This window comes from Paenibacillus mellifer, from assembly GCF_023195895.1.
Lineage (GTDB): Bacteria > Bacillota > Bacilli > Paenibacillales > Paenibacillaceae > Fontibacillus > Fontibacillus mellifer.
The window spans coordinates 125,176-141,535 of record NZ_JALPRK010000008.1 but is presented as its reverse complement, the minus strand read 5'-3'; the positions used below and the strand labels follow the sequence as shown (position 1 = coordinate 141,535).

Below are 16,360 nucleotides of genomic sequence, written 5' to 3'. Positions count from 1 at the left end.
GGTGATGCGCTCCGCTTGCAGGATTCCCCCTATAACAAAATGCATATTAAGGAGGTTATTCATGATTTTTAAGATGAAAACATCGGCGGTGCTTACCGCCATTCTAAGTTTCGCGTTGGTATTATCCGGATGCGGCGGAGGAGGCGGAACGTCCGAACCATCTGCGGTTGAGCCTTCGGGCGGTACAACGAATGCATCGTCGGAAGGAACAAACGGCGGGGATAACTCGGGTAAACCAGATCTACGGATGATCATGCAATACGGGTTGTTTGACCCGAAAACCGAATATGTGGCGAAGTACATTGAGGAAAGAACCGGATTCCATGTGGATTATGAATTGCTTCCTGCGGAGAATGCGGATGAGAAACTGAACTTAATGGTGTCCAGCAAAGAAAACTATGATATCGCCAAGCTGAATGCAGCCCAGTTCTATAATCTGGCTTCGGCAGGAGCGCTCGAGCCGATGGATGAGCTTCTGGAGGCTCATGGCAACTACATCAAACAGTCGATCAAGCCGGAGTCCTTCGCCAGCGCAACGATCGACGGGAAGATCTACGGCATTCCGGAGACCGGAGCAGGCGTGAGCATCGGCGAGGAGCTAGTCGTCCGACAGGATTGGCTGGATGAGCTCGGCTTGTCCATTCCGACGAACCGCGATGAGCTGTATACGGTGCTAAAGACAATCAAAGAAAAGAAAAACGTCATCCCTCTGACGATGAGCAAGGATTCCATCTACGGCGACATTGCCACGACGTTTGGCGTGTACACCGATTGGAAGGAAGTGGACGGTAAGCTGGTACACCGGGCCGAGCAGCCGGAGATGAAAGAGTACATTGCTTACATGAGCAAATTGTATAAGGAAGGCCTGCTGGATACCGAAACCCCGTTGAACACCGCCCAAGAATCGATCGAGAAGTTCTCCGGCGGCAATGCGGCCATGTATAAGCTGGCTTGGTGGAATGCGGGATCAACGATCGCTGCGCTCCAGAAAAACTTCCCCGAAGCCAAGACGTCCATTATCCCTTATCTGAAGGGACCGGATGGGAAAGCGGTTGTTGGCGCAAAGGCGAACACGACCTGGTATATCGGCATTCTGAAATCCTCTAAGAATAAAGAAGCGGCGATGGATTTTCTGAACGCAAAGCTGGAGCCGGAGACCTTCAAAGGCATCGCCCTCGGTCAGGAAGGCGTTCATTATGAGGTGAAGGACGACAAATATTATCCGATTCTCCCGATCTTCAACGATCAATTAAACAACGCCAGCAGCTTCATGACGGGCGTCGACGAAGAGAAGTATCCGATCTACTGGCAGGCTCGCGTACGGAAGGATCCGGTGCTTCAGGCGCATTTTGAAGCTTTCCAGAAAAACGCCGAGGGCTTGATCGTCGTGGATCCGATGTCGACGGCACCGCCAATTGAAGCCGTGTCCAAAAATCTCCTCAAGTTAACGACGTTGTTGGATGATAACGTGCTGCAATTCATTTCGGGGGCGAAGCCAATCGAGCAATATGATCCATTCCTGGCGCAATGGAGAGCGGAAGGCGGAGCCGACATGGTCGCTGCGGCGAACGAGTGGTTCCAGTCCACGAAGTAAAGACACTCTTTGAATGGAAAGGGGGAAGCGGATGAAGCGTACGTTGCAGAAACGGATGGCCGGGCTTATTTGCCTCTCTTTGATCGCGGCGTTGTTCTGGCCCGGCACGCCGATGATCTCCTCGGCCGCCGGGATGGAGGACTCATCGAGCGCTGAAGAGGTTGAAAGGGAACCGGTGCAGTTTGTCACCGAGGACGGTAGTACCTCACTGGAATTCACGGATATGAATGTGACGGAAGCTTCGCTCGAGGAAAAGGCCGATTATCTCGCCTTATACACAAGCGGAGCCACTGTAACCGACGCTGCGTATACCGCCCTTGAAGTTCGAGTTCCGGAACGACATGTTGCGGTCGCCGTGGATGCAGCGGGTCTGGTGCAGGAGGTCGTTGGCCCACTAGACGATCCCCCGACAACCTGGGATGAGGAGCAGATGCTCCTGATTCCGGATGGAGGGTATATCGTACTGGCTGGAGGGATCAGCACTTGGGAGGAGTCGAGTTATCGGCAGACGCTTTATGAGCGATACCATACCGGGGATCGCGTGAAGCTGATGCGAGCGGGAGTGGAAGTGACGGCGGCTGATTTTCTTCCACTATCGCCAGATCCGGAACCGGAGCCTACGCCTGAGCCTCCACCTGCCTCCGAACCCGAACCAGATCCTGACCCGGAACCACAGCTTCCGGAGCTGATGATCCTCACAGAGGACCAGACCCTCGTGGACATTCCTGTCATCGAAGTGGCTGGATTTGTGGCGAACTACGACGCGAAGCTGGAGCTTGCCGTCATGGTGAACGGGGATCCGGCCGAGCTATCGGCGGAAGGGGTTTTTCGCGAGAATGTGTACTTAAGTCCTGGAGCAAACGCGGTTACGATCAGGCTGCTCCAGACTGGGGAGGAGATCGCAACGAACACGCTGACGATTACGTATGAACCTTCGGAGAATCAGGACTATATCGAAGTCGAGGCGGCACCGAAGGACATCTCGATAGACATCGATGGGCCGCGGATTCAGATCAATTACATCGATAAAGATGTGACAGGCGTTCCGAATATCGTAGCTTTGTTTACGAGAGATTACGGTACTTCCCTCGTGATTCCTCAGACGAATGTCGCGGTCCAGGTTGATGCCAACAATCGCGTCTTACAAGTAATTAATCCTTCGATCAATGGCCAGCCTCCCGTATGGACCGGGCCCACTTCTCTTGATATTCCAGAGGAAGGTTACGTGCTGATGGCGCAGGATAACAGTTATGCCGGCAATTACATTAAACGTTTCCTGGCGGAAAATTTCAAGGTTGGAGATGTGATCAAGCTTCGGAAGAATGGGGAGGTTGTATCGGTTCGGGACCTGATGAGCGGAAACGGTCTGATCGCCCGGCTCCAGCTGAACAATCAGCGGATGTACACAGTCACGGAGAGCAGCACGCTCATCTCGGGGGCGATCGAGAACATCGACAATCCGGCGGCCATCCAGTTGCTGGTGAATGAGAGCGCGATCCCTTTTGAAGAGAACGGGGCTTTCAGCTATTCCTATCCCTTAACGAAAGGTACCAACTATATCGAAATCAAAGTGCTGAAGAACGGAATTGAACAGGATCGACGGGATGTTGCGGTGTTTGCCAGGGATAATTTATCCGAAGAGAAGCAAGTGCTTCTGTGGGTAGATCAGGCCTCAAACGCGAAAAAGTTCCAAACCAGCGAACAGGTCCTTGCTTTTCTTCAGAAGGCCAAGGATAGTGGAGTGACCTCCATCGCTTTTGATGTGAAAGGCGTTGAAGGGTATGTCTCTTACAAGAAAAACGATTTGACCGGCAGGCCGTACGTCAGCGAAATCCAAGCTCCGGAGAAGGCAGGGGCCAGCCCAGACTTGGATCTGCTGCAGGAATTTATCGATCATGGCCACGCTCTGGGGCTGGAAATTCATGCGGCCATCAACGTATTTGCCGAGGGATCGATCGCCTATAACGAGTTCGCCGTCCTGAATGACCACCTGGATTGGGAGGAACGCGTGCACTACGCGGAGAACAACGGCGAGATCAAACGGCTGCGGGAAAGTGCGAAGCAAGGGTTGGTGGCTTTCGTCAATCCGGCTAACGATGAGGTGCGCGAATACCAGCTCAAGACGTTTGAGGAGATCATCAAAAATTATGACGTAGACGGCGTGGTTCACGACCGCGGGCGGTATGACAACGAAGGCGCGGATTTCAGCGAGGAGACTAGGGTCAAGTTCGAGCAGTTTTTGCTCCAGCACGGCAAGACGTTAAACCATTGGCCCAATGATATTTTCTATTATGAAAATAATGCCCGAGTGGATGGCCAGCTCATTCAGGACTGGTGGGAGTTCCGTTCGGGCGTCATCCAGAGCTTCTTTGGCGAAGTCAAATCGTTAGTGGATTCCTACGAGGCTCAAACGGGAAGAACTATCAAAGTGTCCTCCTATGTGGGATCCTGGTATGAGACGTATTATCTCAACGGGGTAAACTGGGGAAGTAAGAATTTCCGGATCCATCCTTCTCTGGGCTTGCCGGTGGAATCCATTTATACGCCGGAGTATTACGATACCGGATATATTGAATATTTGGATTTTCTGATGATCGGCGCCTATCAGACGACCAGTCAGGAGATCCAGAAGTATATTACGCTCGGGAACATCGTCACGAACGGGGAAATTCCATTGTACGCGGGAATTGCGTTAAATAATGTACAGCTCCCTGCCGTTCAGCGCGAGGTATTCCAAGCGGGCTTGAAAACGACCAACGGGCTGATGCTGTTCGACGCCTCCCAGATCAACTGGGCGATTGCCAAGGCGGCGCTGCAGGACCGCGAGTGGGTGAAGGATTACCAGCTTGGCATGAGCTTGCCCGACAGCGCCGATACGTTCCTGGAAGGTCATTACTACAATGTGAACCGGGTAGAGGGCAACATTAACGTCATGACGGATGCTTACGGAACGACAACCGGAACCAATCACTTTGGCGTTGAGGTGGTCGTGGATCATACGGGAGTCGTCACTCGTGTTGCGAACCGGAGGCAAGCGATCAATTGGAGCTGGGGCGCGCCGGAAGAGAACAATAGCGTGATTCCGTCTGGCGGCTTCGTGATCTCGACGATCGACCCTTCGGGGACAAGAACAAACCGGCAGCTCGTAGCGAATGCTTACGAGGTGGGCGATCAGGTTCGTGCAGCCGTATTAAGCGGCCTGATGGACGATGAGCAGCGGGAGACACGAGATAGCCATTATCAACTGGAAGGAATGGTCGAGGTGCTCGGCCCTGGGACGCCTACCGTCAAAGTGAACGGAGACTCAGCTTCCCTATCGGCAACCGGTGCTTTTACTGTAAGCGTACCTTTAACGACAGGAATCAACTTCGTGCAGGTAGATGTATATGTGGATGAGCTGAAGACCAATAGCGATTCGGTGCAAATCATTCGCACGTCCACCGGGGATGGCGGCTCCAATCCCGGCCAACCCGGTTCATCCGGCAGCAGCAGCGGTTCGCAGTCCGCGTCAATCCCACCTGCGAAGCCGGAACGGTTGAGCATCCAGAAGAAAACAACGGGGAACGGGCAACACCTCGTTGATGTCAAAGCGGATCTGACACGGATGCTCGAAGAGGTGAAGAGCCTTCGTGAGAAGCCGGTCCAATCGCAACAGTTGCAATACAGCTTCATTGAAACAGCCGATGTCATCACCCTGAATCTCCCCATCCAGGGTTTGGAGGCGGTAGTGAAGGAGTTGCCGAATGGTGTCATCCATCTGGAGTCTTCGTTAGGAAGGTTGGAGTTGCCTGTGAAGGCGTTGAATGAACCTCTAAATCAGAGGGGGGCGGCGGATCGCTTGTTGATTCGCATCGGGATTCCTGAGAAAGGGCAGGAGGCTCGGCTAAACGGTTTGTTACCGAAGCAGGCTAGCCTGCTCGGATCTATGCTGGAAGTTTCCCTCTTCTGGGGGCAGGGGAACGTTTTGACTGCCTTGCCGGCCTTTAAGGGAGCCGACGCCAAGCTGACGACCGCACCGCTTGTAGGAACCGTTGATGCCGATACAACGACGGTTCTGCTTCTGGAACCTTCTCTGAATGGCTATACGTTCGTACCTGCCATCTTCAATGAAGAGGGTGGTAAGTTCCGGATCACCTTCCGGTTGAAGGAAAGCGGCACGTATGCGGCGATTTCGCACCGGAAGACCTTTACGGACATGAACGGTCACTGGGCAGCAGATGAAGTTGTGATGTTAGCCTCCAAAACGGTCATCCAGGGCAGCTCAGATTCGCATTTTGGTCCAAACGATCCGATTACAAGAGCGCAGTTTACCACGATGCTGGTCCGTGCTCTTGGACTATCGGTGCAAAGAAATGGGGCCAGCTTCAAGGATGTAAGCTCCGGCGCATGGTATGCGGACGTGGTGTCAGCAGCGGTGGAACACGGATTGATCGAGGGTTTTGATGGCGGAGAATTCCGTCCGAACGAGCAAATTACGCGGGAACAGATGAGCGTGCTGTTGGTTCGAGCCCTGAAGCTGGCGGGTGCAGAGGTTGCCCCTGGTATTCCGAATTCCATGCTGGCCGGGTTCGAGGATCGCAGCCATATTGGGGCTTGGGCGGCAGAAGCTGTTGCAACTGTGGTGGATTCCGGATTAATGAAGGGACGCGGGTCAGAACTGTTCGCTCCCGAAGCCTCTTCAACCCGTGCGGAAGCGGCGGCGGTTCTCGCCCGAATGCTGCGGCTGGCGGGGCTAATCAATCCATAAGAGTGCTTGAAATTGAAAAATGCCAGCCCGCGGATGGTTACATCCGCGGGCTGGCATTACCTTTTACAGAATCAAACCGGACGCAGCTTCGGCCATTGCAATTCAATCCCTTGATTGAGGAGTCGCTGTTGATAATCGGATAAGGTCTCTTCATGATTGCGTACGTCGGTAGGAAAGAGGTTACGGTCCAAACAGAAGCTGGCGCAATACCCTGCCGCTTCGCCGATATTCCATTCCACGGGGTGAAGCCGGTAGCAGCCGTTTGTGATATGGGTGACCCCGATGTTTTTGCCCGCAGCCAGCACGTTTTTGACCCGTTTCGGGATCAAGCTGCCCAGCGGGATTTGAAAAGGCAAGGAGGAAATGTCGATATACGGCCGGTTGCCTGTGCTCGGATGCAGATCGATGCGGTAACAGCCGACTCCAACGGAATCCGGGAACCATTCGGCCACCCCGTCCGGCCGGGAGGCCGTAGCGACATGCTGCTCCAGAACCGTAAACTCGGCTTGAATTCGTCTTGACTCGCGGATATAAGGAGCCATGGCGAGTCCGTCCTCCGTCCCGACGACGTCGCGGCGCAGACGCAAACCCGGATAACCTAGACCGCCGTCCGGCCTTGGGGCTTCGGTTTGCAGCCAATACAATAGCGACAAGCTCAGCTGTTTGGCCTGGTGTAGATGACGCGCGGCTTCCTCCTCCGGGACGTCGATGATGGAGCCCAGCCAATAGTCATTCTGCGGCCAGTTGACCAGAGAAAGCGGACGAAATCCGTAGCGGTTGTCAAAATGGGCGGGTTCGAGGATCTGCCGGTATTGGAACAACGGGAATTTACCACCGTGACCCGGGAAAATTTCATACTCAACCGGCTCATTCGTGGAAGGCCTCACACCGGTTAAGCTTAACAGTTGATCGGGCCAGAAATCCGCTCGATATTGCCGCCAGAAATCATACATCTTGGGCTTGTCAATGAGATGCTCCTCCTGCTCCGTATAATCGACGGCGAAGCAATAAGTAAAGCCCTGGATGTCCTGAGGCGCGGGGTCTCCATCCACCGCATGGGGTTCATCGGTCTGCGTTTTGGATTCCGCACCGGTCACGTATTCGATGCCAGCCAACGGAAGCAACTCGCCAAGCTCGGTAGCATCGATAAAAAACGGGGCCTGCAGCACGAGCTTATCCCCGGTGCCGAGATGACGCACCGTAACGCTGCTCACCAAGTCCCCGGCGGTTTCGGCTTTTTGGATGCGGTAGCCGTACAGAATCGTTAACCTTCCGCTGTGAATGTACGGAGCCAGCATCTGCTGCAGCACGGCTAAGCCGACGCGCGGATCATGACTGATCCGGCTGACGATGCCGCCGCCGGGATTGAGCCCGGGCAAGTTCCTTGCCGTCGACGTCATCGGAAAATGCTCGCGATAATATTGGCGGACGCCTTCGCGGAAATTCCGGTACGTTCTCGTACAACCAAAATGCTCAATCCAGGGGTGCTCATCGGGCGGAACGGCCTGGCTGGTCAGTTGCCCGCCGATCCAGAGCGTCTCCTCCGTCATGATGACGGTTTTGCCCGAAGCCGCGGCGGCCAGGGCCGCCGCGGTTCCTCCGGTCCCGCCCCCGAGAATCACGATATCGGCCTGCATTTCGCGTTTCATCGCATGGTTTCTCCTTTTGATTTGGATTTATAAGTTAGGCGTAAGAATGCCATGATTGCATTCATTGTAGAGGGTTCGGCCGGAGAACGGTACGGGAGGCGGGTGACCTTTTATGGTAATCTGATGCGCATTCGCTCTCGACCTCATCTCAATTCAAGATGGATCTGGTATGCTAGGAATCATCATAGACTTTCTTGAAGCGACTATTTCACGTTGTAGGAGGTAAGCCGATGAACCAAGTAACCATTGCCGTGATTGGCTGCGGCACGATTGCGAACCACGCTCATATCCCGTCCTACTTAGCTCACAAGCATGTGAATATCAAGTATTTTTGCGACATTCTGATGGATCGGGCGGAGGCGGCCGTCGTTAAATACGAATGCGGCCAGGCCATCACGAATTACCGGCAGATCGTTGAAGATCCAGAGGTCGATGCGGTATCCATCTGTACGCCAAATGCTTCCCACGCCTCCATCGCCATCGCTTGCCTGCGGGCAGGCAAGCATGTCCTGTGCGAAAAACCGGCAGCCCGCACTTATGCGGAAGCCCTGGAGATGCAGCAGGTCCAGCATGAGACGGGCAAAATTCTGAATATCGGTGTAGTCAACCGGTATAACGAAAGCGTGAATCGCATCAAAAAAATGATCCAAAACGGCGAGCTTGGCGAGTTGTATCATGTCTATGCCAGCTTCCGTTCACACCGATCGATTCCAGGCTTGGGCGGTGCTTTTACCACGAAGGCCATTGCCGGCGGCGGCGCGTTGATCGATTGGGGGGTTCATTTCCTCGACATCGTCATGTATTGCGCGGGCGATCCGAAACCCAAAACCGTCACCGGGCAGGCTTACTCCAAGCTGGGGAAAGATATGGCGAACTATACTTACCTCAAAATGTGGGCTGGACCGCCGGATTATACCGGCACCTATGATGTCGACGATTTCGTGACCGCGCTGATCCGCACCGAAGGCCCCACGATCTCCTTAAACGGAGCTTGGGCCCAAAACATCGGAGTCGAGGAAATGTTTATCGACTTCTTGGGCGATAAGGGCGGCATCCGGTTGAACTACGGCGGAGATTTTACCTTCTATACGGCGACAGACGGCGCTTTGACCGAAATGACACCGAAATTCACCTCTAACAATATGTATCAACAGGAAATTGACGGGTTCCTGGAGTGTATCGAGACGGGAGAGAAGCAGTCCTCCCACATCGACACGGTCATCCTGTCCTCCCAGATGATCCAGGCCATTTATGATTCGTCTAACGAGGGGGAGGAAATCGCGATCCCATGAAAAATATCGGATTTATCGACCTTCACCTCGACCAGTTCCACGCCAACAAATATCCCGGGTGGATTGAGCAGGCTACGTCTGGTGCCATGAAGGTGACGTGTGCATATGGGAAAAGAGACAAGGAAAACGGACGCACGAACGAAGCCTGGTGCAAGGAGATTGGGATCGAATTGTTGCCGACCATCCAAGACGTCGTCGAGCGGAGCGATTACTTGATTGTGTTATCTCCCGACAATCCGGAGTTCCACGAGGAGTTGTCTCAGCTTCCTCTGCAGTCGGGCAAACCGACGTACATCGATAAGACGTTCGCACCCGATCGGGAAACAGCGGTTCGCCTATTCGAACTGGCCGCGAGGCACGGTACGCCGATGTATTCGACGTCCGCGCTCCGCTTTGCCAGCGAATTTGCGGCGATCGACCCGGCAGGGATCCAAACGATCAGCAGCTGGGGGCCCGGCGCTTTTGACAACTATTCGATCCACCAAATCGAGCCCATCGTGAGCCTGATGGGAGCGGATCCGCAGCGCGTAATGTATACCGGAACGGCGGATTCGCCCGCTCTTCTCATCGATTTCGGGGAAGGCTGCCGCGCTACGATCCACCACTTGGGGGACAACTGCCCTTTTACGCTGGGTATCAAATACGGCAACGGAAGCTTTACGCAGGCGTCTGCGGTTTCCAATTTTTTCGAGCCGTTCATCCGGAATATGGTGACGTTCTTCGAAACCGGCCAGCCTGTGGTCGATCCTGCGGAAACCGTAGCCGTGATCGCCGTGATCGAGTATGGAATGAAAGCGGCGGAAACGCCCGGGGTTTGGGTGGAGTTGCCGTCTTTCTAATCATCTTGTTGAACTCGACCCACCTTCGCAGGAAGGTGGGTCGAGTGTTTACGGAACTGAGGGACCTTAATTGGCTGTAAACACGAGACTGTGAACTCTAGCGGAACGAGGAGACCTTATTGGGTCGAAATAGGCCCCAGCAGCTCCATTTTTAGCCGAATAGCGGCTTATGGTTCCGTTAGCATGGGAAATGAGCGGGAAATGTTCAAATAACGGCTCTAGGTTCCGTTATAATGAAGCAAGAGGTCACTTCCTGGAGGATCTATGAAAAAGCTAACTATTCTTGCATTGATTTTAGGTGCGTTGGGGTTCGGCTACATCTACATCGGTAACCAATACTCGTCTACTCCGATTGAGGCGGTCGAAAAGGTTAGGTATGAGATGAAGGGGCATCTCTTATACGAGGCCGAGACGGATCGTGGCAAAATTCTGTTCATTCTTCGTGATCTCCAAAACGGACAAACGATCAATGCAGAATACGTCCAAAAAACGCCGTTACTTGGGTGGAAATGGGGATATGGAGGGGGGCACACTTTGCCTTCAATCCATGACAAAGATCCCGACAGTTACTGGACGGATCAATATTTTTCATCAACAAAAGGAACAAAATATGATTTTCCATCGCCGTTTCTATTTGGCGTGATCCGAAACCCGCAAATTGATTCGATCCAGGTTTATAGCTATGCGACAAAGGAGAGCTTTACTGCGTCTATTAAGGCAACGGGGGATCGGAATGTCCGGCTCTGGTATCAATTTCTTCCTGAAGAGCAGGGAACAAAGTTTAAGCTGACAGCAGAAGCGGATCATCGGATCATCAGTACCCAGATATCGGAATAAAGGATAGATACATAACGAAAAAGGCGGTGGTACCGTGATTATTCGAGAGACGGATCGGGAATTTGTGTTGATCACCCAGCATGACCATGCGCGCTTGGCGGGTGAAATCGCCAGCCATTTGGAGAAGGAGTTATTTCTGGATGACGAGTATCTATCAAGTGCTTTGCTAGCCATAGATCAGCATGACCGGGGCTGGATCCCGCTGGATGCCTCGCCAATTTGGAATGCGGAGAGCCAGGCGCCTTACTCCTTCATGGACTACCCGTTAGCCCCGAAAATTGAAAAATACCAGCAAGGCCTCGACGAGGTTGAGGCGATGAATGAATACGCAGCTTTGCTGTGCAGTCTCCACTACGCTTCGTTTATGCACATTAGGGATTCGCTAGACGAGGTGAGTTCTCGGTTCTATCAGCACGAGCTAGCAAGGCAGCAACGGATCACCGAGAAACTAAGCGTTCCTCAAGAGGTTATCCACAGGCATTTCATGCTGCTGCAGCTATGTGACGACATCTCACTTTACGTTTGCCTGAATGAACCCGGCGTTTCCAAAGAAGAGGAACATCCTTGGTTTAGGGAAGGCTTTGAAGCTACGTTACTAGGGGAGCGTTGTGAAGCCAGGTGGGGCAATGCTAGAGAAATCCGGTTAACCCCGCCTATTTTGGCCAAGGAACTAACGACAACGCTACCGGTGAGGCAGGTCTCGAAGAGAAAGATCGAAACCCTAGGATTCAGTGAAGCTTATAAAGGAAGTGAATGTGTGAATCTAGAAATTTCATTATTAAATGGATAAGTAGAAAAGTGAGGGCATTTATGACGAAGGAAATCACTACGAAACGCATGACGCTCCAAATGATCGATGAGACCTATGCGGATCAGGTCTTGGCGTTTGCCGTTCGGAATAAAACCCATCTTGAGGAGTGGGAACCGCTAAGAACGGAGGACTTCTACACTTCCTCGGTTCAACAGGAATTGCTGCGGGACGAGGCGGCTAAGAACCAAGAAGGATCGCTCTGTAAATTTTGGTTATTCCTTGACGGTAGAATCATTGGGGCGGTGGCTTTGAGCAATATCGTCAGAGGCGTGTTCCAATCCTGTCATTTGGGCTATAAGATCGATGAGCAGGAACAAGGAAAAGGATTGATGACCGAAGCCGTCGAAGCGGTGGTGAACCATGCGTTCAAGAATTTACGCTTGCATCGGATTGAAGCGAACATCATGCCAAGAAATCAGGCCTCGCTTCGCGTGGTCCAGAAGCTGGGTTTTCAGAATGAGGGGACATCCAGAAAGTATTTAAAGATCAACGGGAAATGGGAAGATCATATTCATATGGTGATATTAAATGAGGAGATGGAGTAAACCGATCCCTATATCTCCGCGAAAAAAAAGCCCTGTCCCGAGCGACTCCTCGTCTGGACACGACTTTTACATCAGCAGCATCTTCTTTTATCGTGCATATTGCGTTTGCAGGTAATCGAGTGCTCGCGCCATTTTGTCCAGATAAGCCGGATTTTCGTCCGAGCATCTGAACTCGATTTGTCCCATATACCCCTGAGTGGAAAGGGATGAACTGCCAATCAGCGTGCACAACCGCTCAACTGTACCGTGACTGCCGTCAATCAGCTCGATATGGGGCGGCACAATTTGCTGCAAAATTCTCTTGTAATAAGGAAAATGCGTGCAGCCAAGTACGATGGTGCTGTATTGCCCAAGATCAATACCGGAAAGCTTGCGGCTGAAATAACGCTCGATCTCTTCCCGATCGAACTGCAGCTGTTCGCAATATTGCACCAGCTCCGGCAGCGGCATGGAATCCACCACCTTGTGGTCGTCCACCCGGGCCACCAGGTCGGTATATTTGGATAGGCTTAATGTCAACGAGGTCGCAAATACCAGCACTCGTTTGCCGGCAGCTTGGCTTCGTTTGACGGCCGGTTTGACGGCCGGCTCCATGCCGATGATTGGAATAGGGTACATGCGCCGTAGTTCTTCAATGGCGGCACTAGTTGCAGTATTGCAGGCAACAACCAAAGCTTTTATGTCATTCTGCATGATGACACTGACCGATTCTTGAACGTATCGCTTCACTTCGGGCAGCGTCTTGGTCCCGTAAGGCACGTGGAGCGTATCGGCAAAATAAAGAAAATCTTCCTTCGGCAGCCTCTTCATGGCCTCCGTTAACACGGTTAAGCCGCCGATGCCTGAATCAAAAAATGCGATTCTCACTCATATCACCTGAATTTGTTGTGGTTTGTTCATCCTGATGTTCATCGGTAGCATCCCATTCCCGGTAAAATTGCTCCAAATAACGCAGCATATATTCATGCCGCGATTCGGCCAGCTTTTGGGCATGCCGGGTATTCATCAAATCTTTCAGTTTGAGCAGCTTTTCGTAGAAATGATAGATCGTCGTTTTTCCGCGGCTGCGATAGTCATAATCCGAGAAATCTTGGCCAGGTTCATGCATGGATCTGCCTCTGGATCCGCCAAAAGCAAACGTTCGGGCTATCCCGATCGCGCCGATGGCATCAAGCCGATCCGCATCCTGCACGATTTGTCCCGCGAGCGTAGACATTGGAGGATTTTTGCCGCCATTATAAGACATCGTGGAGATGATCTCCATGACTTCTTGGATAACGGACAAATCGCTCACATGTTCATCCAGCCAGCTGCGGACACGCAATAACCCGGCTTCCTTGGACGGATTCAGCTTCTCGTCCGCCACGTCGTGCAGCAAAGCCGCAAGCTCGCATACAAATACATCCGCCTGCTCCTTGCGAGCAATGGCAAGGGCCGTATTCCGAACGCGGTGGATATGCCACCAGTCGTGCCCGCTCCCATCACCGCTGTGCACTTCTTGCACGAATTGTTCGGCTTGTTTAATGATTTGCTGCTGCCGATCCATCGCCATCGTTCCTTTCCAATCCCTAGCTCATAGAAACATCGAATACCATCTTACCTCAAAATCGGCATTCTTTAAACTTGTTTTGTTATATCCAGTCGCATTATATGAACAAAAGTTTCAGATGGAAGCGGCGCTTCTTGCAAATATTTTCCTTTATCATTCGGACGTGTTCAGCGATAATAGGGTTGAAAACAGGTGTTTATGAGGAGGTTCCCCTATGGCAACGGGCAAGGAGATCCCCGAGCTTTATTTTGACGGTCAAACAATGGATGTGTTGTGGGATAATCATGATCAGGTCGTAGATTGGTTTGAGAAGTATTTCGGCTGGAAGGTGCTGCGGCAAGAAAACTGGAAGGTCGATCCCCGTTGTTCAGAGGGCAAAATGACGCAGATGGACTTCGGAACCTGGTTGGTTACATATCTTACGGGAACTCGGCTTCCCCATCATTATGCCGAACGTGGGACCGTGGATCCCGATCTTCGATTGTGTTTTCGGACTCGGGAATTGGATCGCTTGCGGCGCGCTTTTGTAACCGATGGAATACGGGTATCTGCCGTATATTCGGGCCCCAAAACCAGGTACTTCGATGTTTGGGCTACCGCCGAGGGGATCCGGTTAACGCTTCAAGAGGATCGGTCGCTGCCTTCCTCCGAATTGGCGCCTTCCTGGGTCAGGCTGGGGGTCAGCCGGTTAAATGAGTCCGTTCAGTGGTACGGACAGCATTTGGGGATGAAGTGCGTCGAACACCAACCATCCCAAGGCTTCGCGGTCATGGAGCTCCAGCTAAATCATTCGGAGGAGAAGTCGCTTTGGGTGCTTGAACAAAAAAGCAGCGATGCCTATGTGGGTAAAGTGGACGGACAGGTCCAGCCAGTATGTTGGGTTCGGGAACGTCAGGACTTTTTCAAATATCATCAATATTTAAAACAACGCGGGATCGAAACCTCCGGGATCGGCGGCTTTCTGACTCAAGGGTTGGTCAGTTTTCATTTCTATGATCCGGATGGAAATCGATTTAACATCAGCAGTATGTGAGGTGCATAATGAGAAGACATTTTTATCCCATCCTGGCTTGTCTTCTAGTTACAGCCTTAGTCCTCTCGGGTTGTGAAGGGATTCGTTCAGAGACGGTTGACCTAGATAATCATTCACCGAAGCAGGAGATCAACGGGATTTCCATCCAGACCTTGCCGATGGAGGACGAGGAGTATGCCGTTCTTAAAGCGGCGGGTGTCGGTAATTCGATGGTATTTGATGTGAACCCAGGAGAGATCCAAGTTGACCGGGTGCATGTTTGGATCGATCAATACGTGAACGGTGAAAGCAAAGGATCCGTGCTTGGGCTGGAAACGTTACTTGATCAGGCCCAGGACAACCCATTCAGGCTTTATTTAACGACCCCTGGCATGAATGAGGGGGACGAAGGATGGACACTTGCTTACAGGAAGAGAGGAAATGTAACCAGCTCAAGATTCGAAATTCCCAAAGGCGATTTTGATAGTATGATGATCCACACCATGCAGCCTACTACCGTAAACCCTAATGAAACGACTGTTTTGGGTGTAATCGTGAGAAATAAAGGGAAGGACCATGTAGAATCCAGCGACGATGTCGATGCAATGATTCGTGAGAATCAAGATGTCCATGTGCTGAGATGTACGATCATCAAGGACCAATGAGGCCGATTTTAAGGGCTTATCGAGCTTGACCCGCTCATTCTTTTCTTCTCCCGACTCCGCCTGCGATCATTCCAATACAATTGCAGCGCGGATAAGGCGCAAATCAATGAGATACCTAGAAAGATCAATGACCATACTAGAGGGGAAACTCCCGTAAGCTGGGCCAGATTGGTCGCGTCACCTGCTTGGCTGGGGGAAACGATGGAATTCAGCAGCAACGTAACGGGCCCCATCACCGACTCCTCCAGGCATAAGAACGCCAGCAGCAAGTAATAGAAATTGCGAATACGCCCTCCAAGCAAGAAAAACGCCCCATTGATCAGCACAAACAGGATCAACCACCCCCGGCCGTATCCCGATCGTACAAACAACAGCAACGATGCCAAAGCCAAGATACTGATGAGGACAAGGCCAGCAGCTTGATTTTGCCGAGAATAACCGAAGAACATCGCTATTGCAAACAGCGAAGCAGAGATATAACCGGCCAAGGACACCGCCAATTGGCTCCAACCAGAAGCTAGTACCGAATAGGTAACGCCGCTGTGATCAGGGTGTAATTCAATGCGGAGCACCTGTCCTGACGCAAACAAGGTGACGATGGCATGGCCTAACTCATGAACCATCGTATCTAGCATGCGGAACCAATCGGAGAATGGGATCAATCGGGTCAAAACGGCCGCCCCGATCAGAAATAATAAGGCCTTCAGCCATTTATTCATCAAACTTTCGCCCTCCCTGGCAACTTGCTGTTGCTTTTCATTATAAGGGAGGGCAAAATAGTATTCAAAAGGCGAACAAATTTTCGGTTCGATGGTATACG

At 52.1% G+C, this 16,360-nt stretch carries 13 protein-coding genes; 9 read left to right on the top strand and 4 right to left on the bottom strand.

Annotated elements, in window-relative coordinates; all coding sequences use genetic code 11:
* The first annotated feature begins 61 nt into the window (after nucleotides 1–61).
* Both M0651_RS11135 and M0651_RS11130 read left to right on the top strand, forming a co-directional pair.
* Nucleotides 62–1,594: an extracellular solute-binding protein gene (locus M0651_RS11135; protein ID WP_248551820.1), complete on the top strand. Its 1,533-nt coding sequence runs from the start codon at nucleotides 62–64 to the stop codon at nucleotides 1,592–1,594.
* Between the two features lie 31 nt (nucleotides 1,595–1,625).
* Nucleotides 1,626–6,341, top strand: coding sequence for an S-layer homology domain-containing protein (locus M0651_RS11130; RefSeq protein WP_248551819.1), 4,716 nt, complete (start codon nucleotides 1,626–1,628; stop codon nucleotides 6,339–6,341).
* A gap of 71 nt (nucleotides 6,342–6,412) precedes the next feature.
* On the opposite strand, the gene M0651_RS11125 is transcribed toward M0651_RS11130, so the two are convergent.
* Nucleotides 6,413–7,990, bottom strand: a complete 1,578-nt coding sequence (locus tag M0651_RS11125) for an FAD-dependent oxidoreductase (RefSeq protein WP_248551818.1) — start codon at nucleotides 7,988–7,990, stop codon at nucleotides 6,413–6,415.
* Nucleotides 7,991–8,220: 230 nt separating this feature from the next.
* On the opposite strand from M0651_RS11125, the gene M0651_RS11120 reads away from it, so the two are divergent.
* The 5 genes from M0651_RS11120 to M0651_RS11100 all read left to right on the top strand — a co-directional run bounded on the left by M0651_RS11120 (nucleotide 8,221) and on the right by M0651_RS11100 (nucleotide 12,314).
* Nucleotides 8,221–9,282 carry a Gfo/Idh/MocA family protein gene (locus M0651_RS11120; RefSeq protein ID WP_248551817.1) on the top strand — a complete coding sequence of 354 codons (1,062 nt, stop codon included), beginning with the start codon at nucleotides 8,221–8,223 and terminating at the stop codon, nucleotides 9,280–9,282.
* Nucleotides 9,279–10,121, top strand: coding sequence for a Gfo/Idh/MocA family protein (locus M0651_RS11115; RefSeq protein WP_248551816.1), 843 nt, complete (start codon nucleotides 9,279–9,281; stop codon nucleotides 10,119–10,121). The genes M0651_RS11120 and M0651_RS11115 overlap by 4 nt, the downstream gene beginning before the upstream one ends.
* Nucleotides 10,122–10,385: 264 nt before the next feature.
* The gene (locus M0651_RS11110; protein WP_248551815.1) at nucleotides 10,386–10,958 is read left to right on the top strand and encodes a hypothetical protein; all 573 of its coding nucleotides are present in this window, start codon (nucleotides 10,386–10,388) and stop codon (nucleotides 10,956–10,958) included.
* Between the two features lie 34 nt (nucleotides 10,959–10,992).
* Nucleotides 10,993–11,748 carry a DUF3891 family protein gene (locus M0651_RS11105; RefSeq protein ID WP_248551814.1) on the top strand — a complete coding sequence of 252 codons (756 nt, stop codon included), beginning with the start codon at nucleotides 10,993–10,995 and terminating at the stop codon, nucleotides 11,746–11,748.
* Between the two features lie 20 nt (nucleotides 11,749–11,768).
* Complete coding sequence (locus tag M0651_RS11100) at nucleotides 11,769–12,314, top strand: GNAT family N-acetyltransferase (protein ID WP_248551813.1); 546 nt, start codon at nucleotides 11,769–11,771, stop codon at nucleotides 12,312–12,314.
* Between the two features lie 87 nt (nucleotides 12,315–12,401).
* Here the strand turns inward: M0651_RS11100 and murI are convergent, their stop codons facing one another.
* Both murI and M0651_RS11090 read right to left on the bottom strand, forming a co-directional pair.
* A complete protein-coding gene (gene murI, locus M0651_RS11095) occupies nucleotides 12,402–13,181 on the bottom strand; it encodes a glutamate racemase (RefSeq protein WP_248551812.1) in 780 nt (259 codons plus the stop codon).
* Nucleotides 13,162–13,860, bottom strand: a complete 699-nt coding sequence (locus M0651_RS11090) for an HD domain-containing protein (protein ID WP_248551870.1) — start codon at nucleotides 13,858–13,860, stop codon at nucleotides 13,162–13,164. Before M0651_RS11090 ends, murI begins: the two co-directional genes overlap by 20 nt.
* Nucleotides 13,861–14,077: 217 nt before the next feature.
* On the opposite strand from M0651_RS11090, the gene M0651_RS11085 reads away from it, so the two are divergent.
* Both M0651_RS11085 and M0651_RS11080 read left to right on the top strand, forming a co-directional pair.
* Nucleotides 14,078–14,896, top strand: coding sequence for a VOC family protein (locus M0651_RS11085; protein ID WP_248551811.1), 819 nt, complete (start codon nucleotides 14,078–14,080; stop codon nucleotides 14,894–14,896).
* Between the two features lie 8 nt (nucleotides 14,897–14,904).
* A complete protein-coding gene (locus M0651_RS11080) occupies nucleotides 14,905–15,540 on the top strand; it encodes a YgaN family protein (protein WP_248551810.1) in 636 nt (211 codons plus the stop codon).
* Between the two features lie 8 nt (nucleotides 15,541–15,548).
* Here M0651_RS11080 and M0651_RS11075 read toward each other — a convergent pair whose 3' ends face one another.
* Nucleotides 15,549–16,259 carry a M50 family metallopeptidase gene (locus M0651_RS11075; RefSeq protein WP_248551809.1) on the bottom strand — a complete coding sequence of 237 codons (711 nt, stop codon included), beginning with the start codon at nucleotides 16,257–16,259 and terminating at the stop codon, nucleotides 15,549–15,551.
* Between the last annotated feature and the right edge of the window lie 101 nt (nucleotides 16,260–16,360).